The sequence below is a fragment of the Catenibacterium faecis genome (assembly GCF_014306455.1).
GTDB classification, from domain to species: domain Bacteria; phylum Bacillota_I; class Bacilli_A; order Erysipelotrichales; family Coprobacillaceae; genus Catenibacterium; species Catenibacterium mitsuoka_A.
Map to the genome: position 1 here is coordinate 1 of NZ_JACRWG010000045.1, position 22,527 is coordinate 22,527.

Annotated in this window: 24 protein-coding genes; 5 read left to right on the top strand and 19 right to left on the bottom strand. The window is 34.7% G+C overall.

The annotated features are described in order from the left end of the window. Positions 1-137: 137 nt before the first annotated feature. The 4 genes from H8909_RS09730 to H8909_RS09745 form a co-directional block, all read right to left on the bottom strand. Entirely contained in the window at positions 138-278 is a 141-nt protein-coding gene (locus H8909_RS09730) for a hypothetical protein (RefSeq protein WP_187012687.1), read from the bottom strand. 21 nt (positions 279-299) lie between these two features. Continuing rightward, positions 300-1,232 carry a cysteine synthase A gene (gene cysK, locus H8909_RS09735; RefSeq protein WP_187012688.1) on the bottom strand — a complete coding sequence of 311 codons (933 nt, stop codon included), beginning with the start codon at positions 1,230-1,232 and terminating at the stop codon, positions 300-302. A 21-nt stretch (positions 1,233-1,253) separates the two neighbouring features. After that, on the bottom strand, positions 1,254-2,549 hold the full coding sequence (locus tag H8909_RS09740; RefSeq protein WP_006507093.1) for an O-acetylhomoserine aminocarboxypropyltransferase/cysteine synthase family protein: 1,296 nt from the start codon (positions 2,547-2,549) through the stop codon (positions 1,254-1,256). A gap of 136 nt (positions 2,550-2,685) precedes the next feature. Continuing rightward, complete coding sequence (locus tag H8909_RS09745; protein WP_117458916.1) at positions 2,686-3,117, bottom strand: RrF2 family transcriptional regulator; 432 nt, start codon at positions 3,115-3,117, stop codon at positions 2,686-2,688. Positions 3,118-3,416: 299 nt separating this feature from the next. Between H8909_RS09745 and H8909_RS09750 the strand changes: the two genes are divergently transcribed. Beyond that, positions 3,417-3,860: a hypothetical protein gene (locus H8909_RS09750; protein WP_117458917.1), complete on the top strand. Its 444-nt coding sequence runs from the start codon at positions 3,417-3,419 to the stop codon at positions 3,858-3,860. Positions 3,861-3,948: 88 nt separating this feature from the next. Here H8909_RS09750 and fba read toward each other — a convergent pair whose 3' ends face one another. The 7 genes from fba to H8909_RS09785 all read right to left on the bottom strand — a co-directional run bounded on the left by fba (position 3,949) and on the right by H8909_RS09785 (position 9,033). Then, on the bottom strand, positions 3,949-4,821 hold the full coding sequence (gene fba, locus H8909_RS09755; RefSeq protein ID WP_006507099.1) for a class II fructose-1,6-bisphosphate aldolase: 873 nt from the start codon (positions 4,819-4,821) through the stop codon (positions 3,949-3,951). A gap of 85 nt (positions 4,822-4,906) precedes the next feature. Continuing rightward, positions 4,907-5,188 (bottom strand): hypothetical protein, encoded by a 282-nt coding sequence (locus H8909_RS09760; protein WP_187012689.1) that lies wholly within the window; start codon positions 5,186-5,188, stop codon positions 4,907-4,909. Then, complete coding sequence (locus tag H8909_RS09765; RefSeq protein ID WP_187012690.1) at positions 5,172-6,347, bottom strand: MalY/PatB family protein; 1,176 nt, start codon at positions 6,345-6,347, stop codon at positions 5,172-5,174. The genes H8909_RS09760 and H8909_RS09765 overlap by 17 nt, the downstream gene beginning before the upstream one ends. Then, positions 6,344-7,075: a TrmH family RNA methyltransferase gene (locus H8909_RS09770; protein ID WP_187012691.1), complete on the bottom strand. Its 732-nt coding sequence runs from the start codon at positions 7,073-7,075 to the stop codon at positions 6,344-6,346. Before H8909_RS09770 ends, H8909_RS09765 begins: the two co-directional genes overlap by 4 nt. An 11-nt stretch (positions 7,076-7,086) precedes the next feature. Beyond that, positions 7,087-7,356, bottom strand: coding sequence for a hypothetical protein (locus H8909_RS09775; protein ID WP_187012692.1), 270 nt, complete (start codon positions 7,354-7,356; stop codon positions 7,087-7,089). 64 nt (positions 7,357-7,420) lie between these two features. After that, positions 7,421-8,392, bottom strand: a complete 972-nt coding sequence (locus tag H8909_RS09780; protein ID WP_187012693.1) for an aldo/keto reductase — start codon at positions 8,390-8,392, stop codon at positions 7,421-7,423. A gap of 95 nt (positions 8,393-8,487) precedes the next feature. Further along, positions 8,488-9,033, bottom strand: a complete 546-nt coding sequence (locus H8909_RS09785) for a TetR/AcrR family transcriptional regulator C-terminal domain-containing protein (RefSeq protein ID WP_187012694.1) — start codon at positions 9,031-9,033, stop codon at positions 8,488-8,490. 93 nt (positions 9,034-9,126) lie between these two features. Between H8909_RS09785 and H8909_RS09790 the strand changes: the two genes are divergently transcribed. Next, the gene (locus tag H8909_RS09790; RefSeq protein WP_187012695.1) at positions 9,127-9,930 is read left to right on the top strand and encodes a methyltransferase domain-containing protein; all 804 of its coding nucleotides are present in this window, start codon (positions 9,127-9,129) and stop codon (positions 9,928-9,930) included. Continuing rightward, positions 9,927-10,796: an RluA family pseudouridine synthase gene (locus H8909_RS09795; RefSeq protein WP_187012696.1), complete on the top strand. Its 870-nt coding sequence runs from the start codon at positions 9,927-9,929 to the stop codon at positions 10,794-10,796. The genes H8909_RS09790 and H8909_RS09795 overlap by 4 nt, the downstream gene beginning before the upstream one ends. 23 nt (positions 10,797-10,819) lie before the next feature. On the opposite strand, the gene H8909_RS09800 is transcribed toward H8909_RS09795, so the two are convergent. Beyond that, a complete protein-coding gene (locus tag H8909_RS09800; RefSeq protein WP_187012697.1) occupies positions 10,820-11,392 on the bottom strand; it encodes a hypothetical protein in 573 nt (190 codons plus the stop codon). After that, on the bottom strand, positions 11,389-12,105 hold the full coding sequence (locus tag H8909_RS09805) for an acyl-[acyl-carrier-protein] thioesterase (RefSeq protein WP_187012698.1): 717 nt from the start codon (positions 12,103-12,105) through the stop codon (positions 11,389-11,391). The genes H8909_RS09800 and H8909_RS09805 overlap by 4 nt, the downstream gene beginning before the upstream one ends. A 122-nt stretch (positions 12,106-12,227) precedes the next feature. On the opposite strand from H8909_RS09805, the gene H8909_RS09810 reads away from it, so the two are divergent. Further along, positions 12,228-12,719 (top strand): hypothetical protein, encoded by a 492-nt coding sequence (locus H8909_RS09810; RefSeq protein WP_233502441.1) that lies wholly within the window; start codon positions 12,228-12,230, stop codon positions 12,717-12,719. Between the two features lie 33 nt (positions 12,720-12,752). Here H8909_RS09810 and H8909_RS09815 read toward each other — a convergent pair whose 3' ends face one another. After that, positions 12,753-14,492 (bottom strand): ABC transporter ATP-binding protein, encoded by a 1,740-nt coding sequence (locus tag H8909_RS09815; protein ID WP_187012699.1) that lies wholly within the window; start codon positions 14,490-14,492, stop codon positions 12,753-12,755. Then, entirely contained in the window at positions 14,482-16,197 is a 1,716-nt protein-coding gene (locus H8909_RS09820; protein WP_187012700.1) for an ABC transporter ATP-binding protein, read from the bottom strand. The genes H8909_RS09815 and H8909_RS09820 overlap by 11 nt, the downstream gene beginning before the upstream one ends. An 89-nt stretch (positions 16,198-16,286) precedes the next feature. On the opposite strand from H8909_RS09820, the gene H8909_RS09825 reads away from it, so the two are divergent. Next, on the top strand, positions 16,287-17,147 hold the full coding sequence (locus H8909_RS09825; RefSeq protein WP_187012701.1) for a LysR family transcriptional regulator: 861 nt from the start codon (positions 16,287-16,289) through the stop codon (positions 17,145-17,147). Here H8909_RS09825 and H8909_RS09830 read toward each other — a convergent pair. The 4 genes from H8909_RS09830 to H8909_RS09845 form a co-directional block, all read right to left on the bottom strand. After that, entirely contained in the window at positions 17,121-17,990 is an 870-nt protein-coding gene (locus H8909_RS09830) for a diacylglycerol/lipid kinase family protein (protein ID WP_187012702.1), read from the bottom strand. The genes H8909_RS09825 and H8909_RS09830 overlap by 27 nt on opposite strands. A gap of 37 nt (positions 17,991-18,027) precedes the next feature. Continuing rightward, entirely contained in the window at positions 18,028-18,675 is a 648-nt protein-coding gene (locus tag H8909_RS09835) for a flavodoxin (protein WP_187012703.1), read from the bottom strand. A 419-nt stretch (positions 18,676-19,094) separates the two neighbouring features. Further along, on the bottom strand, positions 19,095-21,539 hold the full coding sequence (locus tag H8909_RS09840) for an ABC transporter permease (RefSeq protein ID WP_187012704.1): 2,445 nt from the start codon (positions 21,537-21,539) through the stop codon (positions 19,095-19,097). After that, the gene (locus tag H8909_RS09845) at positions 21,536-22,210 is read right to left on the bottom strand and encodes an ABC transporter ATP-binding protein (protein ID WP_062808035.1); all 675 of its coding nucleotides are present in this window, start codon (positions 22,208-22,210) and stop codon (positions 21,536-21,538) included. Before H8909_RS09845 ends, H8909_RS09840 begins: the two co-directional genes overlap by 4 nt. Positions 22,211-22,527 lie beyond the last annotated feature (317 nt).

Here is a 22,527-nt window from a genome sequence, read left to right on the forward strand (position 1 = left end):
TATATGGCATTATATAAATATATTCAATCTTTTATTCTTAACTACAATGTCATAAATATACACTTATAATAGGAAAAAAAGCAATAAAAAAGAGCCAACTTCTTAAGTTGACTCCATTGGGCTCGCTTGAGCCTCTTTTAGTATACTTTCTTATAGTTTGCAAGCGCACCGATTAGGTTAGAATCATTGTTGTATTGACATTGTACTAACTTAACTTGTGGGATAGGCACAGGCATTTTTTCATAGAGTTCATCTAAAGACTTCTGGATATAAGTCATTAAAATGCCTTGGCTTTTATATTAATCCTGGAATAAAGGAGTAGAAAGATAACGATCACCTGTATCTGGTAATAAGGCTACAATAGTCTTTCCTTTATTTTCTGGTCTTTTCGCAAGTTCAATTGCAGCATAAACAGCAGCACCTGAAGAAATACCTACTAAGATACCTTCATTCTGACCAATTTCTTTACCAGTCGCAAATGCATCTTCATTAGTCACACGGATGATTTCATCATATACCTTTGTATCTAATACATCAGGTACGAAACCTGCACCGATACCCTGAATCTTATGTGCACCACCCTGTCCAGTAGATAGTACTGGAGATGAATCTGGTTCTACTGCAACTACTTTTACGTCCGGTTTCTTATCTTTTAAGTACTGTCCTACACCAGTCACTGTACCACCAGTACCTACACCAGCTACAAAGTAATCTACCTGACCATCTAAGTCTTCAAAGATTTCTGGTCCTGTTGTTAAATAGTGGGCCTGTGGGTTAGCTGGGTTAACGAACTGTCCTGGAATATAGCTATTTTCAATTCCTTCTGCAAGTTCATTTGCTTTCGCAATAGCACCCTTCATACCCTTGCTTCCATCTGTTAAGACAAGTTCAGCACCATATGCTTTCATTAATGTACGTCTTTCTACAGACATTGTTTCAGGCATAACAATAATAATACGATAACCTCTTGCAGCAGCAACAGAAGCTAAACCAATACCTGTATTACCTGAAGTAGGTTCAATTAATACAGTGTCTTTATTGATTTTTCCTGCTTTTTCTGCTTCATCAAGCATATTCTTCGCAATTCTATCTTTAACACTTCCAGCGGGATTGAAGTATTCAACCTTTGCGATAACCTTTGCTTCTAAGTTATATTTCTTTTCTAAATGTGTTAATTCTAATAATGGTGTATGGCCAATTAACTGGTCAGCACTAGTAAATACCTTACTCATGTTAATTTTCCTCCGAATTTGTTATTTTACTGCAGCAAAAGCCTGATCTAAGTCTGCAATAATATCATCAATATGTTCAGTACCAATAGATAATCTAATAGAATTCTGCTGGATACCTACCTGTTTTAATTCTTCTTCATTCATTTCTGCATGTGTAGTAGAAGCTGGATGAATAACTAAAGATTTCACATCTGCAACGTTAGCAAGTAATGAGAATAACTGTAAGTTATCAATGAAATCTTTTGCTTTTCTTGCATCACCCTTGATGTTGAATGTAAAGATTGATCCACCACCATTAGGGAAATACTTCTTATATAATGCCTGCTGAGATGGATCTGTAGATACTGAAGGATGTGATACAGATTCAACTTGTGGATGGTTATTTAAGTATTCTACAACCTTTAATGTATTTTCTACCTGTCTTTCTACACGTAATGAAAGTGTTTCTAGACCCTGTAAGAAGATCCAAGCATGAATTGGTGAAAGAGTTGCACCCATGTCTCTTAATAAAATAGCTCTAATTCTTGTAATATAAGCAGCTGCTCCTACATCTTTCGCAAAGCTTACACCATGATAAGATGGGTTTGGTTCAACAAGCTGTGGGAATTTATCTGCATGTGCTGCCCAGTCAAACTTACCTGCATCAACAATAACACCACCAATAGTAGTACCATGACCACCAATGAATTTAGTTGCTGAATGAATAACAACATCAGCACCATATTCAATTGGTCTAATTAAATAAGGTGTACCAAATGTGTTATCAATAACTAATGGTAAACCATGTTTATGTGCAATCTTTGCGATTGCTTCGATGTCTACAACATCTGAATTAGGGTTACCTAAAGTTTCAATATAAACAAGTTTTGTGTTTTCCTGAATAGCATCTTCAAATGCCTGTGGATTTAATGCATCTACGAATGTAGTAGTAATACCATAATCAGTAAATGTATGTTTGAATAGGTTGAATGTTCCACCATAGATGTTTTCTGCAGATACGATATGGTCACCTGCAGCCACTAAGTTTTGTACTGCATATGTCACTGCAGCTGCACCAGAACCTACTGCTAAGGCTGCTACACCACCTTCTAAAGCCGCAATTCTTTTTTCAAATACATCTTCAGTTGGGTTTGTTAGACGACCATAGATATTACCAGCATCCTGTAATGCGAATCTAGCTGCTGCATGATCTGAGTTATGAAAAACGTAAGATGAAGTCTGATAGATAGGTACTGCACGAGCGTCAGTTACTGGATCAGCTTCTTCCTGTCCTACGTGTAATGCAAGTGTTTCGAAATGATAGTTTTTATTAGACATGTATGTTTCCTCCTTAACCCTATTTGTTTGATAGGTTAATAGGATTATAGCAGTGATAAACCTACCAGTCAACTATATTTATAATATTTTTTATGAATATTTCGTATTTTCTAAATTTAATTGATTATATTTATGATTATATGACATAATCGTCGCCATTTGATGAAGCAGGTACTAAATCGTTTAAAGAAACACCTTCTAAATAGTCTGTAATCACTTTATATAAACCAGTCCACATAGGTAATGTATTACAATAAGATGCTCTTTCACATGTATTGCATTCATCTGCTAAACATGATACAGGAGCTAATGTTCCTTCAGTAATCTTAAGAATAGAAGCAACACTATAGTCTTCTGGAGCATGTGTTAAACGGTATCCCCCACCCTTACCTCTTAAACCTTCTACAAAGTGTTCTTTAGACAAAGATTTAATAATAATTTCTAGATACTTTTCAGAGATATTCTGTCTTGCAGCTATTTCTTTTAATGGTATATATTTAGAACGATCATGCTGTGCTAAATCAATCATGACACGTAAAGCATAACGTCCTTTAGTTGATATCATCATAATCAATTCCTCCTTTTACATATACCTAGTATACTAGAGGGTTATAGGGTAAGTCAAGAATAATAGAAATCCATCATGACTGATAATTCATATTTACTTATTATATGTGGTGTATAATGATTAATGTAAAAGGATGCATTAAATAGTGATCAACAGTTGTATAAGCTGTTAAATCAAAGAAAGGATGAGATATAACCAGAAATATTACATACACAAGCACAACATATTTAGAGTTACTTTACTAATAGCCTGTTTATTTTTGTATATTATAATAATAAATTCAAATACAAGGAGACCCTATGAAATCAAAAAAGATTATTGTAAGTATTGTTGTTTGTTTAATCATTGCAGTTATTGCAGTATTTGTAGTACCTAGTTCTAGTTCTTATTTATCAGAAGTTACTGTAAGCGGAGAGAAGAAGAAAGGTTATTCTTTCTATAAAGCAGCTTCTATATCTAACAAGTTAAAAGATGTTGATTTTATTGATCACTTGCCTAATGATATACAGAAGTATGATGAAAGTAAAACACGTTATGGCTCACCTTCTTATACTATTGTAATAAAGAATGATGCATATCGTTTCTATAGATTATCAAGTGAATCAGATGTACTTGTGACTAAATCTAATAAGAGTGAAGATTCTCAAATAAAACAATATGCTAGAATAAATAAAGATAATTATAAGAAACTTGCATCCTCAACTTATTATACTGATTATGATCAATTAGATTACTGGAACTAACATAGTTATTCCTACCACATTTTATTTGTGGTAGGAATCTTTTTATTTGCATAAAAAAAGAGAAGCCTAAGCTTCTCTCTTAAATGAATTATTCAGCAGCTTTACCGATGCAACCAAATACTTCCATTCTGTCTTTTACGCAGTCTCTGATAGCCTGAGCACCTGGAGCAAGTAACTTACGAGGGTCATAACCTTTACCCTGCTGATCTTTACCTTCTTCAATGTACTTTCTAGTAGCTTTCTGGAAGTATAACTGACATTCAGTGTTAACGTTGATCTTAGATACACCTAAGCCAATTGCTTTCTTAACCTGTTCATCAGGAATTCCTGAACCACCATGAAGAACTAATGGTAAGATACCAGTTTCTTTCTGGATAGCATCTAATGCTTCGAACTGTAAACCAGCCCAGTTTGCAGGGTATACACCATGGATATTACCGATACCAGCAGCTAAGAAGTCAACTCCTAAGTCAGCAATCATCTTACATTCTTTAGGATCTGCTACTTCACCCATACCAATAACACCATCTTCTTCTCCACCGATTGAACCTACTTCAGCTTCGATAGATACACCTTTAGCATGGCATAATTCAACTAATTCCTTAGTCTTTTCGATGTTTTCTTCGATTGAATAATGAGAACCATCGAACATAATTGAAGTGAATCCAGCTGCTAATGCTGCCTTAGCACCTTCATATGAACCGTGGTCTAAGTGTAATGCTACTGGTACAGTGATATTTAAAGATTCTACCATTGCTTTAACCATAGCAGCTACAGTTGTGAAACCTGTCATGTATTTTGCAGCACCTTCAGATACACCTAAGATTACTGGTGCATTTAATTCCTGTGCTTCTAAAAGAATAGACTTTGTCCATTCAAGGTTATTGATGTTGAACTGTCCAACACCATAATGGCCTGCTTTAGCCTTTTTTAACATTTCTGTTGCGGAAACTAATCCCATAATATTATCTCTCCTTTTCTTTTATACTTCCATAATACTCTTTTTTCTTGTCTATTACTAGGAAAATTAAAAGATGTAAACGTTTTTATTTTACTTTATTTTCTTTTTCATTTATCAAGCTTAAAAAGCCTTCTATTTCCTGCTTTGTATAATAAGCAGGATTATCATCAAGCATCTCTTTTAACTGCTTCTGATAGTCTTTTTGATAGCCAATACGCTTATTTAATAAGCGTATTGCAAGTGTCTGTTGATAGGCTATATTAGTGTGAAGAAACTTCTTTAATTGTAGATTCGTATATTCACAAGCACAATCTAATGGAAGATCATCGATATATCCCTGAAGTCTTAAACTATGCAGATTTTTCATCTAATGCCTTCTTTAACTGTAAACAAGCTTTTTCTAAAGTACTTCTAGGACATGCTAAGTTAAATCTTTCAAAACCTGATCCTTCTTCACCAAACACATAACCTTCATCTAACCAAAGATGGGCTTTATGTAACATGAAGTCTTCCTGTTCTTCATTACTCATACCAAGTGTTCTCATATCCACCCAGGCAAGATATAAGCCTTGGGGATCAATTAAAGATATACCAGGACATTCAGTTTTAAGGAAGTGATCAAGATAATCCATATTCCCTTTAATATAATCTAGAAGTTGATTCACCCATTCATCACCCTTAGTATAAGCGACTGTTGTCGCAATAAATCCTAATATTGTAGGATCAGAAATAGAATGACTCATCTTTACTTTCTTAAATTGGTTTCTCAGCTTTTCATCCGCAATAATAGCTGCAGAAGTCTGAAGTGCAGCTAAGTTGAATGTCTTAGATGCTGCAGTTAATACAATTGAAAAGTTCTTATATTCAGGGTCTACTTCATAGAATGCGATATGCTTATGAGGCGCATAGACAAAGTCCATATGGATTTCATCCGATACTACAAAAACGTTATGTTTTTTACAGATATCTCCAATTGTTTTTAGTTCTTCTTTAGTCCATACTTTACCTACTGGATTATGTGGATTACAGAAGATCATCATTTTGACGTTTTCTTCTATAATCTTAGTTTCAAATGCTTTGTAATCAAGTGTATATTGGTTATCTTTTAAATCAAGAGGCATTCTTACCATACGTCTGCCATTGTTTTTAATAGCACGATAGAATGGATAATAAACTGGTGTAAGAACCAATACACTCTCCTCTTTTTTAGTATAAGCTTCTACTGCAAGATGAAAGGCAGTTACAACACCCGGTGTAGGGACAATCCAGTCTTTTTCAACATGGAAATCATGTCTACGTTTCATCCATCCTACAACACTTTCTAAGTATTCTTCTGGAATTGTACTATAACCATAAATACCATCTGACACACGTTTAGAGAGTGCTTCTGGAATATCTGGTAACGTCTTAAAATCCATATCTGCAACCCACATAGGAATCATATCAGGATCATCTGTATGACCGGAATCATATTTTGCGCTGTTTGTATGATGTCTATCATAGACTGTATCAAAATCATATTTCATCGCAATACCTCCTGTTTATTAAATGCATCCTGTGAGAAGTGGAATAAACCAATACCGACAGACTGTGCTAAGTTAAGTGAATCAATCGCATTCGTATGAGGAATAAAGACGCTTTGTCCATATGTCATATAAATATCATCAAGTCCTGATGATTCATTTCCAAAGATCAGTGAATGAGGTGTCACAGGTTTCACCTGATGAATATTCTTAGCCCCCTTCAACATAAATGGATAACATTGATGATCACCAAACTCTTTAAGATACTCATCAATACTTTCATAATAATGAATACGTAAAGAGAATAATGCACCCATAGAAGAACGGACAACATGAGGATTAAAGATATCGACTGCTGGACGAATAATAGCTAAGTCCTGATAACCAAATCCTAACATTGTACGCATAATTGTACCCATATTACCCATATCCATAGGATTCACTAATACAATATGATTCCCCTTCTGTAAAGGTTCATAGAATGTTTTAAATACCCCAATCGCATAACAATTAGACTTTGGTGAGAGCTTATTGATTGTCGCATAATGCACATCAATAGGAATATGATGTAATGCACATAATTCCTTGATTTTAGGATATCCTCTGTTTTCTTCTATTGAAGAGTGTACAACCACTCTTTTCACAATATCTGGTTTATGTTCTAATAATTCTATTGTAGGAAAGACACCCAATGTATAAGAGGAGTCATCACCTTTTTTATATAACTTCATATTTTTCTCCTCTATGCATCTTCATTAATATTCTTAATAGTTTGTAATTCATCTTCCGCATTCTTTTTTAATGCTTCAAAGTGTTTAGGATCCTGTTTAGCCCCTTTATCAATGAGTTCTAATAGTTCACAATATTTTTCTACTACAACCTCCATTAATGATTCTTTTACTTTGTAATCTAATTCATCACGAGCCTGCTGATGAACACGATTTAATGATTTATATTGTTCTCTAAATACAAGGTCATAATCCACCTTTGATTTTCTAGAAAATAGTCCCATAAGTACTCCTCCTTCATCTCATTTATTATACTATAGAACACAAAAATAGTCACAAATAATGTGACTATTTAGCATTCGTTGCCATGACACCTACGAGTGGATGTGGCTGATATGGTTCTTCTAAGTATTGTTTTTCATCTTCACTTAATTCAAGTTCTGTCGCAAGTACAGCTGTATCAACATGTTTAAGTTTAGTCGCCCCTACAACTGGTGATGCCACTTTAGACATCAGCCAGGATAATGATACTTCACTCATAGAAACATGATGCTTTGATGCAAGTTCTTCAACACGTTGAATAATTTCTAAGTCCTGATCTTTTGAGGCTTCATATTTACCTCTCGCAAATGTATCTTGTTCAAGTCTTTGTGATGTTTCTCCAGGATGCTTTGCGAGACGTCCTGATGCAAGTGCACTATAAGGTGTCATAGAAATACCTTCTTCATCACAATAACGCTTCATTTCTCTTTCTTCTTCTCTAAAGATTAAATTATAGTGTCCCTGAACACTTACAAATCCTTGTAAGCCTCTTTCTTTCGCAATAGTATTGGCAGTTGCTAATTGATATGCAAAACAGTTGGAAATACCTATTTCTTTGATTTTACCTTCTTTAATGAAGTCATTGAGTATTTCTAATGTTTCTTCAATAGGTGTTCGATAATCCCACATATGCATGATATAGAGGTCAATATAATCAGTCTGTAATCTTCTTAGACTGTTATTCAAACACTCAGTTAAATATGTTCTTGAATCAATAGAATCATCACTCTTAGGTGTATACTTAGTTGCAATAATAACATCTTCACGATGTCCATACTCTTTAATAGCACGTCCTAAGTATTCTTCACTTGTGCCTGACTGATAAGCCATCGCTGTATCAAAGAAATTGATACCTGATTCTAAAGCATGGAAAATGATTTTTTTCGAGTCTTCATAAGGTAATGTCCAGGAATGCATACCTTGTGAAGCATCTCCAAATCCCATACATCCTAAACATATCTGTGAAACTTTTAAAGTGCCTATTAATGTATATTTCATAATACTCGTCCTCCTGGAACTATCATAATATATACAAGAATAAATAGCGAAAGACAAAAAAGTACTTCTATCCATTAATAGACAAAATCATTATTTTATCTATAAGGACAATGGTTTCCTAATAATTCTTTTAAACCTAAGTAACGCATATGATTGATGTTGCCTACAAGTTCATCTATTGGTTCTTTCATAACATCCAGAATCCATTGAAGGACCATACTATGAGAGGCATTGGTATGGTAAAGTGTCGCAAATTCAAGTTCTTTGGATAATGGTTCTCCTATACAGTATTCATGCCATTTTAAATCAAATTCTATACAGTGGTTGAGCATATGTTCTTTTAGAGAATTCTGTCCATCTATTAAACAAGCTTGTTCAATAAAGGTCTCATATGTTTTTAGACTGTTTAATGTTTGTGTAAGTGATAATTTAAAGTCAATAGACATTTCTTCATTGAACTGATTCACAATCACTGTATCATAAACATAGGCAATAAGATCATTCTTATCTAGAAAGTGATTATAGAATGTCTGTCTTGAGAGTTCAGTATCCTCTAGTAAGTCTCCTATGGTGATTTTAGAAAGCGGCTTTTTATAGAGAAGTGAAAGAAGACTGTTAGAAAAAGCTTTTTTTATGTTCATGTTATCCCTCTCTTTCATATTAATTTTACAACTTTCAAGTAAAGTATGCTATTATATCATTGCGAATAAGCAATAGAAACGAGGTAAATAAAAATGAGTATACTTGCATGTCCTAAATGTCATGAACCTTTAGAAATTGAAGGTAAAACATGTAAATGCATTAATAACCATTGTTATGATATTGCCCGTCAAGGGTATATGAATCTACTTTTAAATCCTGATAAGGCATCTAATAATCCAGGTGATTCTAAAGAATCATTGATTGCGAGAAAAGCTTATCTTGATAAGGGTTATTATGATCCTATTCTTTTTGAAGTAGTAAATGAAATCAAGAAGAAGGAAGGTCCTTTAAATATCCTAGATCTAGGTTGTGGTGAAGGCTATTATACATATCGTATGAAACAGATTCTTGGTGATGAGAATACTTATTGTGGCTTAGATATTTCTAAGTTAGCTGTAAGAATGGCTACACAATATGATAAGTCTATCCACTGGATTGTAGGTAATTCTAAGAATATTCCTGTACTTGATCATTCTATGGATGTTATTACCGCAATGTTCACTGTAGTGAATCAGGAAGAACTTGCTAGATGTATTAAAGAGGATGGTTATATTATCCATGTAACTGCCAATAGAGATCATTTAATTGAAATTAAACATTTGATTTATGATGAAGTAAAGACTAAGTCTGATAAGTATATCCGTCTTCCATTTAATGTATTAGAGAGTCATGATTTTAAGAAGACTATTTCTATTAAGAATCGTGAAGATGCATTAAATCTTTTAAAGATGACACCACATTATTATCATATCAAGAAAGAAAAGCGTGATGTTCTTGATACATTAGAAGCACTTGATGTCACTATTGATGTCAAAATCACTGTATATCGTCCATGAGAATAAAGAAGCAAGGACAGCATCTTCTTATCACTATTGATGAAGAATATGAAAATCGTCCTTTATCTGATTTGTGGGCAGATCTGCATTTATCACGCAAAACAATTCATTTATTAAAACAGAATAAAGACTATAAAATCAATCATGTATTTAATATGAATCCTATACTTCATACAAATGATGTATTAGATGTTCTTGCTTATGAACATGATGATGAAACATATGCACCTGACTTTCAGGATATAGATATTGTATATGAGGATGATCTGATTCTTGTTGTGAATAAGCCTATTGGGATTGCGGTTTATCCAGATGATCCTCATAAGACAGACAGCTTATCTAATAGAGTGAGTGCTTATTATATGACACAGGGATATGATATTCCTGTTCGTTATATTCATCGTTTAGATAATGACACAAGCGGTTTAGTAGTATTCTGTAAGTGTCATTTAATACAGGCTTATCTAGATCATGCATTGTCTATTAAAGAGATACAAAGAGAATATTTGGCTTATGTAGAGGGTCATATCAAAGAAGGTAAGGAATATAAGATTGAACAGAACTTAGGCAAAGATAGACATAGTCCTTCTAAGATGCGTGTTCATTCTAAGGGTATTCCTGCTGTGACTTATTACCAGTGTCTAGAAAATAAGGAAGATCATGCACTTGTAAGATGTCGTCTAGAGACTGGTAGAAAGCATCAGATCCGTGTTCATATGGCTTCTATTGGTCATCCTATTCTAGGTGATTCCCTTTATAATGAAGGCTCTGATTATCCACGTTTAGCACTTCATGCAGCATATATCAAGTTTGAAGAACCAATTACTCATCTTGAGATTAATTTATATAGTCCTATGGAATTTTAAAAGGAGATGACGACATCTCCTTTTTAATCAAACGTTACAAGCTTTACAATATTCTTATGACTCTTATTAAAGAGTGTAGAAGCACCAACACATACACGTTCACCACATGATGAGAAGATAATAGATGTATCAGATGCTGTTTCTTCATAACCAGTAATACACATCCAATGCCATGTTTCTTCTTCTAATATTTGTGCTTCATGAGTTAAAATCAACATACCAATAGGATGCCCCTGATCAATAGCTGTTTTCACAAAATGTACACCCTGTTCAGGAGATTCAGTAATCTTCTGATAAATAGGTTCTACATTCAAACCAATATGTTTCATATACTTTTTAAAGTTCTTCGCAAACTTATAGAAATAAGGGAAACCCATAATACCTGGAGTATTGAGTTTAAACATCTTTGTCATCAGTTCTAGAAAATCCGGATAAGAAATATCTAGCTTATGTTCATAGAAACAGGCCATATCTGCAGCACAGACACTTGCACATCCTGCACGTCTTGCCCATTCATCAGGAAACCAATCCTGGTCTCCGCCATAGTAGTCTTGATTATCTTTATGAAAGATCATGATAGGAAGTTCTTTTTTCATTTTGTGTACTCCTTCATATGGATTTTCACAATAAAGCAGTTTTCTCCTTCTACATCTCCTTCAATGATATAGGTATCATTAATATGAGTGAGATAGAGTTCAATTGTCTGATGAGCGAGTATTTCTTTTTTATAGTTAATAGAAATAGAATCCATAAAATGATTTTCATAGGCTTCTACGGGAATCAAGTTAGAAGCGATACGTAAATAATGGGTATTGTTTAAATGTCTATTTGTATCTATATCACTATAAGGTACAGTATAAGTACTTACTAATTGTCTATCATCTTGCGTAAAGAGTGTTTCTGGTTCTTCTTTGACCAAGTCTGGGTTATCAGGAAGAGTTAATCCTGCACGCTTAGGAGATGTAATACGACGTCTCTTTAGGTCAATAAGAGTCCAGATAGAACGGCATTCACCAATACGTCTACCTTCTTTTTCTATATAGTAGAATCGAGGAAAAATCACATTAGAATAATGTCCAATCTCTGTAGTCAAAGTAATTTCATCATCTTCATAAATAGGTTCAGTTAATATAAGTGACTGTTTAGAAACAACATAACCATACTTTCCCTTCATTGATTCTTTATAGAATCCTGATAAAGAACCATCTACAGTTGCTATACGTGAGAAATAGACAAAAATATTTTCATCTCTTAAACGACCTGTATAGTCACATTGATCGTTCTGTATTGTGTAATGAAGTGTATACATTTTCATTTTCCCCCTTTTTTTATGTATTATACTGCTTCTTTTTTATTTGTCCATACAAATAGGGTATAGCCAAATTGAACAGTTCAATGTATAATTATAAGAAGAATAAAGGAGAGAACAGAATGGATCAGGTTTTAATTATACTTGCATTTCTTGTTGGACTCGTTGGTCTCTACTTTACATATATGATTGTGAATGTAGTTGTAACTATTATTAAATCTAAGAAAAGAGATCATTCATTAAAATTCTGTATGAGTCCTGCAGGTAAGGCTTTTTATATTGGTCTTACAGTACTTTATTTTGTAGTATTATTTGGTTGTATCGCTTTTATGATTTCAACATACAATGCTCACAAAATGAACTACATTTCAAACGCTTTAAGTGTATGGGCTATTTATTCAATCATCTATTCAATGCAGATTGCAAACCTTGTATTAGTTGGTAGAAAAAATATGCTTGTAGGTCGTCTTCTTATCGATTATCGTAAGATGAAGAAAATCAACTTCAATACAAATAACGAAATCACTTTTGTATTCGCACAGAAGAACTTTAGATTCTCTACACGCTGGGTTGATAAACAGGCTTTAAGAAAAGCAGTAACAGGAAGAAGCTAATAAAAAAGGATTCCGTGAGGAATCTTTTTTTGTTTACTCTGGTTTTTCAAACTGACTATAGTAAAGGTTATGATAGAAACCATTCTTCTTTAATAGTTCTTCATGTTTACCCTGTTCAATGATATGTCCATCATTCATCACAATAATCTGATCTGCTTTTTGAATAGTAGAAAGACGATGGGCTACAATAAAGGTTGTTCTACCAATCATCATTGTATCAAAGGCATCCTGAATTTGTCTTTCTGTACGTGTATCAATAGATGAAGTGGCTTCATCAAGAATTAACATAGGTGGATTTGCGAGCATGATTCTTGCGATAGATAAAAGCTGTCTTTGTCCTTGTGATAAGTTACTGCCTTCTTCTGCAAGCATCGCATCATAGCCACCTTTTAACTGAATAATGAATTTATGAGCATGGGCTTTTTTGGCAGCTTCGATAATTTCTTCATCTGTCGCATTATTTGAGCCATACGCAATATTATCTCTAATAGTACCTTTAAATAACCATGTATCCTGTAATACCATACCATAGAGACTTCTCAAGTAGGAACGATCCATCGTTTGTGTATTAATACCATCAATAGAGATAGAACCACTTTGAGGATCATAGAAACGCATTAGTAAGTTAATTAATGTTGTTTTACCACATCCTGTAGGTCCTACAATCGCAATTGTTTCACCTGCATTGACATGAAGATTAAAATCAGTGATCAATGGTCTTTCAGGTGAATAACTGAAATTCACATAGTTTAAGTCAATAACACCTTGTGGATTATCAATAGTCTTGGGATGTTCTGGGTTTTTAATAGCTGGTTCATCAATAATCTTGAAGACACGCTCAGCACAGGCTAAAGCTGTTTCTAATTCAGTAAATACGTTAGAAATATCATTAAATGGCTTTGTGTACTGATTGGCATAAGTCAAGAACGATGATAAACCACCTACTGTAAGACCTCCACCAATGACACTAAAGGCACCATAGATACATACTGTATCATAAACAATCGCATTCACAAAACGTGTAGAAGGATTCGCAAGTGCACCTAGGAACTGTGATTTAACACCACTCTTAAATAAACGATCATTGATTTCATCAAACTTCTCTTCATTGATTGATTCATGTTGGAATGCTTTGACGACTTTCTGGTTTCCTACCATTTCTTCTACAAAACCACTCATTTCTCCACGAATAGATAATTGTTCCTGGAAGAACTTGAATGTATATTTCGCAATAAGTGTTGCGACAATGAGAGAAAGTGGCGTTAATACAATAACAATCAAAGCCAGCTTAACATTCACATATAACATAAAGCCAATTGTACCTAAGATTGTCGCAATACCACCAAAGAGGTTCGTAAAGCCCTGTAATAAACCATCTGAAATCTGATCAATATCGGCAATCATACGGCTCATCATATCACCATGAGTATGAGAATCGATATAAGAAAGAGGTAAAATCTGATATTGTTTAAAGAGTTCTGTTCTTAAGTCTCTTGTGATTTCATAAGTCATCTTATTAGATGCTCTGACTAAGAAATAGTTGAATAATGCAGTCATCAATACAGAGAATGCAATATAGAAGATCTTTTGACTTAGCCCCTGGAAGAAAACCTGATGATAGCCAATCATCTGGTCAATGGCTTTCCCAATAAGAATTGGTGTCAAAAGAGTGAATATAATGTTAATTGTAGAAAATAATAATGCACCTACAAGATAGATACGATAAGGACGACAGAATGCCATAAGTCTTTTTAAAGTACTTTTATTCTTCATTACTCTGTCCTCCTTCCATCTGTGACATAACAATTTCCTGATAAACATCACATGTATTCATAAGCATGTCATGAGTACCCTGTCCTACGACTTCACCATGGCTTAATACCACAATAGAATCTGCATGCATTAAAGCACTCACTCTTTGAGAGACAATAATAACTGTCATATTAAGTGTACTTAAAGCTTTTCTTAGTTTTGCATCTGTCGCAAAGTCTAGTGCACTAGCACTATCATCTAGAATAAGTATTTCTGGTTTTTTGACTAAGGCACGGGCAATAGTGAGTCTTTGTCTTTGTCCACCAGATACATTCTTACCACCCTGTTCAATATAGGTGTCTAAGCCTTCTGTCATCTTATCGACGAATTCTTTAGATTGTGAAAGTTCTAATGCTTCATAGATTTCTTCATCAGTAGCATGAGGATGACCCCATTGCATATTTTCTCTGATTGTTCCTCCAAAGAGTGTGGCCTGCTGAGGTACAATACCAATCATATTTCTTAAATCCTTGAACTTATATGATTTAATAGGAAGGTCTTTGATACGGATTTCACCTTCAGTGACATCATAAAAACGAGGAATCAGGTTAATAAGTGTTGTTTTACCTGAACCTGTACCTCCAATAATACCGATTGTCTGACCTGGAAGGATATTGAATGACACATCAGTTAAAGCATTACCTGAATAGTATGAGAATGAAACATGATCATAAGTAATAAGGTTCTGATAGTCACTTGGAGCCTCATTGATTCCCTGGACAATATCTGGTTTCTGACTTAGTACATCTGCACATCTTTTGTATGATGCACTGGCTTTATTTAAGATCACAATAACATTCGCAAAGACATACATGGAAAGTAGGATCTGATTCATATAATTAATAAGAGAGATGACTTCTCCCTGTGTCATACTACCTGCATTGATTTTAAAGCCTGAGATATAAAGAATTGCGATAATTCCAAAGTTCACAATGATTGTAGTAGCTGGATTTAATACAGCACTGAGGTTACCTGCAATGATCTGTTCTTCTTTTTGTTTTGTGGTTGTTGATTCAAAACGTTTTTGTTCATTATCCTGCTGGTTAAAAGCACGAATGACTCTGACACCTGAAAGATTCTCTCTTGTAATAAGAGATACGTTATCTAGGATATGCTGGATATGAGAATACATAGGCGCTGTATGACTCATCACAAAGTAAATACTAAACGCAATAAGTGGTGCGACAATCACAAAAATAAGTGCTACCTGCCAGTTAATCACAAAGCTCATGATTAAAGAACCAATAATTAAAAATGGTGATCTTGAACATAAACGAATAACCATGGCAACAGCTAACTGAATCTGATTGATATCATTGGTGATTCTTGTGATTAAAGAAGGTGTACCAATAATATCAAGATCCTGATAATCATAACGGTTGATTGCACGATACATATCTTTACGCATAAGTGTACCTACACCCTGTGATGTAAGTGATGCAAAATACTGGCATACAAGTGAACTTGCATATCCTACTGTAGATAAACCAAAGATCACAAAAGCCATCTTTGTAATATAGTTTGTATTATGTACTGCAACACCATTATCAATAATAAGAGCTACAGCCATTGGTATACATAATTCTAGAAATGCTTCTATAAGTTTAAATATAAAGCCTGAAATGGCCTGCCATTTATAAGGCTTTAAATATTTCATTATATACATATTTTTCCTCCCTGTCCTTGCAACATTATAATCCTGTTTTATACTATATGTATAATATATATTTTATATAGAATCTATAGGAGATACGTATGGAACTAAAACAGATGAAATACTTTAAGACAATTGTAGAAGAAGGGACTATAACACAGGCTGCACGTGTATTACATATTTCACAGCCTCCTCTTTCTATGCAGTTAAAAGCGATAGAAGAAGAATTAGATACAATACTGATAGAGAGAGGACATCGTCATATCACATTAACGCCTGCAGGGCACTTATTTTATCGTAGATGTAATCAGATGTTGAATTTATATGAACAGACAAGTAAAGAAGTACAAGGAGCTGCCACACAGATCTTACGTTTTGGGATTACTTCTTCTAATGGTTATTTAATTACACATGATCATATGGATGTATTTAGAAAGAAATATCCTAAGTTAGATATTCATATGAAAGAAGGAACGACCTATGAGATGATGGATGCCTTGCTGGCTCATGAAATAGATATTGCGTTAGTCAGAACACCATTTGATTCTACGAATGTGAAATCATTTTTATTTAAGCCTGAACCAATGATTGCGGTAGGACCTTCTACTCTTGTGAATGAAAAAAAGAACCATCTCATTGATTATCGAGATGATCCTGTTTTGATTCACAGACGTTATCGTCAGTTTATAATAGATTATTGTTTAAATGAACTCCAATTCCAGCCACATATCCCTATTATTACAGATGATATACGTACTGCCCTAGTATGGGGTTCAATATTAGATCAGGTGGTTATTATACCTGAAGCGGCTATACCATATATAGACTTAAATTCACAAACTTATACTAAACTTAAAGACAAGGGTCTCTATACGTCTGCAGCCTTTATCACAAGAAAAGAAGAACTATCTCCAATCATAGAAACATTTATTTCTTTAATTATCAAAGACTACAAGATTTAAACTATTCTTCTTTACCTCTAAATGATAATGAGATGCTTTTACTTCTTCACCATCTAAATTACATGGATACTGAGATTCTACATCCACTTCATCTACAGTAAAGACATGAGCATGTTTATCCTGATCAAGTGTTTCACTTACTATCTTCTTAATATATAAAGGAATAAGTCCTTTATTAATTTGATCAAGAATCACAATATTCATGAGACCATCTTCTAATGATGCATGAGGGGCAATCTTATAACCCCCACCATAATATTTCGCATTCGCACAGGCACATAAAGTAACAGGACCTTCATATAATAGTGTTCCATGGCTGGTCATCTTAATATGATAAAATGGATACTGGACAAAGTTTCTTAGAATAGAATACTCATATTGATGTCCTTTAAACATCTTAGGAATCTTAACATCATCATGAACATGATTCGCAATCACACTATCACAACCAAAACATGCATTATTAATAAAATAACGATTATTCATTAACACTGTATCAATAGGAATTGTTTTACCCTTTAAAGATGCTTTAAGTACTTCTTTAGAATCATTATTCTTAGAAATCATCTTAAAGAAGTCATTTCCTGTTCCATAAGGAATAACTACTAGTTCATGAGGTGTACCTACAAGTCCCTGAATTACCTGGTTCAACATTCCATCCCCACCAACACTATAAAAACGTGTTGGTTCTTTATAATGTTTAATAATCTTCTTGGCGTGATCAGGATAAGTACTCATGAATATATCATAATCATAACCCTGCATCACTTCTCTAATTGTTTCTATAAACGGATGATGATCATAATCATCATCCACTGGTTTAAGTAAAAATATATGTCTCATTATAGTTCTCCAAAAAAAGACTGGATCAATATCCAGTCTAGATCATATCAATAGTTTCTAGCCACTCTTTAACGCCTTTGACATCAGTAAATGCCTTTGCACGCTTAAAGTTCGCATTTGGTATCATCTTATTAAAGTGAGCAACACTCTTCCTGCTGGAATATTTCACATGGCCACGCCAGTTCTTTTCACTTGTACACATAGGTACAATTGTTTTACCTGATAAGTCATAATCCATACAGAATGAATCAATAATTAAAGGTTCATCCTTTTCCCAGCATGGATAAATAAGATATACAGTCTTGTATTGATCAATATCATCAATTTGATTTTTAAGAGTAGGTAATGTATCTAATACATGTTTATTCTTATAATCATGTTTATTTTCTTTAAGTGCTTTTGCGTAAGCTTCTCTTTCTTTTCTATGTTCTTTAATTCTTTCTTTAAAGTCTGTAGAGTACTTCTTAGAAGTCTGTAAACAAAGTAAGTCCCCTTCTGTATATGACTGTACTTGTTTAGCAAGTTCACGTTCTTCACCATTGAATGAATAATACACAATCAATGTATCACTGAGACCACCTGTAATAGTTAAGGGGGCATCACTTTCTGAATATTTGGTATTATAAGTACATCCTGATAATGTGATCAACATCAAACATAAGAATGTAATGATTGATTTTTTCATAAAAAATCCTCCTCGAACCTCATTATAACATATTTCCTAGAAAAAAAATAATGAGTTCACAATGTGTTCATAGATAAAAAGCATAATAGTACCTGTAAAGAGAAAGCAACTCCCTATAATAATCAAAGCTTCTTTTTACCAAGAGTGATTCCTAAAATTTCCTAAACTCCCTTCAAAATAACTCTTGAAAGAAACAACGATCAGGCTTCCCTTCCTGATCGTTTTGTTTTATTTCAATTTTAGATATTCTTCTTCATCCACTGCTTCAAGCCATTGGTTTGAAGCATTTTTATTTGAGACACTTTCTGCCCCCCCTTCAGGAAATGTTGCTAAAATACTGTTTAGATTTATCATACATACAAAATGAAAGTTATCTATTTCTCCTCTTGGTTAAGACCTAATTCATTACATATTACTTGCTATCCCTGATACCTTATTCTTTCTACCAGCGTTTCCTTTTTCAGATTACTGCTTAAAACGCAGGAAAGTACAATCTGCAACAGACCGACCAAAAAAATCATAATAAAAATCGGTACGATTGGAACATGATAGATATTCATTCCAAATATTCCATTATGTTTTGCATAGGAAAAAAGTGCATAGCCGAGCGGCAGACCAATGATCAAAGCTACGCATATGGTACCAACCGTAAAAATCAGTCCCTGTAACTGCAGACATAAATTTAATTGTTTATTTGTCATACCCACAGCCTGTAATATACCATATTCCTGCTTTTTTGTCGTAATATTCATGATCATGGTATTCGCCATATTCATAAACCCGATGAGTCCTACAATAGCCATAAACAGATAACAGCCAAGCTTCATCATGCTGCTTGCAAATTCGGCAGATTGTAACTGCGCATGATAAGTATCCATTTTTATATGCGAAGTATTAGAAATCAAAGTATTCAGACTTTGTTCTACAGATGCCACATCTTTTTTATCACAGTCCACCCACAGATAGCCATAGGCTGTTCCTCTCGGATTCATGGAACGATATACACCTTCCGGAATGACAAGATAAGTGTCCGCACTTACAAAAGATCCTGCAATCTTCCCCTGATAGGTATAGGTTCCACTTCCATTCTCAAAGTCAAATGCAATGGATTCACCCGGAGCATATCCATCTTGTTCCATCCACGTTGACCAGCCAAAGAAAATATCACCATTCTTTACCGCCTGATCATAGTCCATAGAGCCAATATCCCCTTCTTGGCGCATAAAATCAAAATCCTTTTTACTCACAATAGTAGCCGGAAATCTTGTTCCGTTCAGATTTACAGAGACAATCTCTCTCGTCATGACATCTGTTACTCCCGGAATGCTTTTGATTTCTTTAATCAGCGAATCATTCAATGGATCATCCGTCAGAATCGTATCCAGATTATTCTCCGGATATCTTTCATCATACTCAGCAGAATAGTCAAGCTGCAGTTCAAATTGTCCATGATTAACGGAAAGACGTGCTTCATGCTCCGTGTCAATATTTCCCACATAATTTGAGATAATCACAAACAATACGCAGGAAAGCCCCATTGTGAGGATAGTACCAATAGTTCTTTTTGGATTACCCGTTACATTTGCCATTGCCATAGAAAACACGGTGACATTTTTTCTGCCATTTCGTTTTCCTTTTTTGTGTGTTTCTGCATTTTCTAAATAGCGTGTTGCTTCGATAGGTGAAATACGTGAAACAATTTTCATTGGTTTACGCAGTGCCAAAGCAACGGTAAGAAATGATACGAAAATACAGAGAAGCATAACAGGCAGAGAAAACAAAGACACCTGCTGATTTTGAGCTCCCATAGAGCCAGTTCCGGTTGATACAAGGTTTCCCTGTTCTACCAGCCAGTTAAAACCGCATTTTGCAATCAGAAAACCAAGAAGCAATCCAACTGGTATTGAAGAAATTGTCAAAAACATACCCTCTCTGAAGATCAGTTGTTTCATCTGCTTTTTTGTCGCTCCTAGAGCCTTGATTTTTCCATACTCCTGTATCTTGTTGGCAATACCGACCTGAAAAATATTATAAATGACCACAACAGAGAAAAGTACAATTGCAAGAATCAAAACCCCGCATACCGCAATCATTTCATAACTCGGCTGCAAGACCCATTGCAAATAGAGATCATTGACTATAACGTTTTTTTCTTCGATCCCACAAGACGCTGCAATCTGCTTTATAACCGAATTAATATTATTCATAGATACATTTGCAGAATCATTTAAAGTAAAATAAATATTATACTGTCTGTCATTCTCTGCAACGTGTTCATCATAAAACTCCTGTGACCCGAAAGCAACATAAGATGCCTCGATGGTATACTCATCCCGATCATATAGGATTCCGCTGACAACAAATTTTTCCGGCTTATATTCTGACTGCATCCCTGTGCGGTAATCCAGTGTAACCGTATCTCCGATTTTTACATCACCATACCCCATTGCACGAAAAAATGCTCTTCCTGCGGCAATTTCCTGCATTCCCCCCGGATACTTTCCTTCCTTTAACTCATATTCCTTATTATAGGGAAGCATTTTTCTTGCAGTCTCATCCATGCAGACAAAACCACCGTTTTCGTTGCCTTTTATGATACCTTCGGTGCACATAGTACCTGTAGCATCTATTTCCGCACGGCGTTTTACTTCTTTTAACTGCGATCCATCTGCTGCGACAAACAAACCATAATTGCTTCCATATGAGCCTGCCGCCTGACTTTTCTGTAAACGGATCATTCCATTTCCCACAGTACTGATAATCACAAGCAGCATCGTTGTCAGACAGATTGCCATCATGATCAATATGCTTCTTGTCTTGTTCTTTTTATCATTGCTATATGCAATCCTGCTTATTGTCTTCATCTAAAATCCACCACCTGTCCGTCCTCAATCACCAGAATACGGTCAGCGACCTGTGCAATTTCGTCATCATGGGTAATCATTACAATTGTCTGCCCATATTTTTTTGCTGTCATCTTAAGCAGAGCGATTACCTCATCACTGGTCTTAGAATCAAGATTTCCTGTCGGCTCATCTGCAAATATAATTTCCGGACGATTCACCAGTGCTCTTGCAATTGCTACTCTCTGCTGCTGTCCTCCGGATAACTGATTTGGCAGATTATAAATTCGGTTTTCAATCCCCAGAGTTGCAATAATGTCATTTACATACGCTTCATCCACTTTTCTTCCATCCAGCCCCAGTGGCAGTACAATATTTTCCCAGACATTAACAGATGAAACCAGATTAAATGCCTGAAAAACAAATCCGATTTTTCTTCTGCGGAAAACAGCAAGGGCATCTTCCTTCATCCTGTATAAATCTTTCCCGGCTAAAGTAACACTGCCTTTTGTCGGGGTGTCAAGCCCTCCAAGCATATGAAGTAATGTACTTTTACCGGAACCTGACTTTCCGACAATTGCGACAAATTCTCCCTGCTCAATCTGAATGTCCACCTGATTGACCGCTTTGACCTGATTCTCACCCACGCCATAAAATTTACAAAGCTGCTTGGTTTCTAATATCACACTCATGTGTTGCCTCCTTTTTAATTCTGTAAAGTGTACCTTTTCAACCTACATCCAAATTGTATCAAGATAATCTTTCATTTCACTTTCAAAAAACGAGCAGAAGTCTTACAAAATTGTAAGATTCCTGCTCACTTAAAATTTAATCAACATATGGTAATTGAATCACAAACGTGCTTCCTTTTTTCTTTTTGCCGGAGGTTACCATGATTTTCTCCATTTCCCCGCGCCTTTGTTGCGCGGACACAAATATATAACCAAACTCAAATCCCCCAAAACTCTAGTGTGCATCTCGATATAATAGTATAATCAAAGAGAGGTGG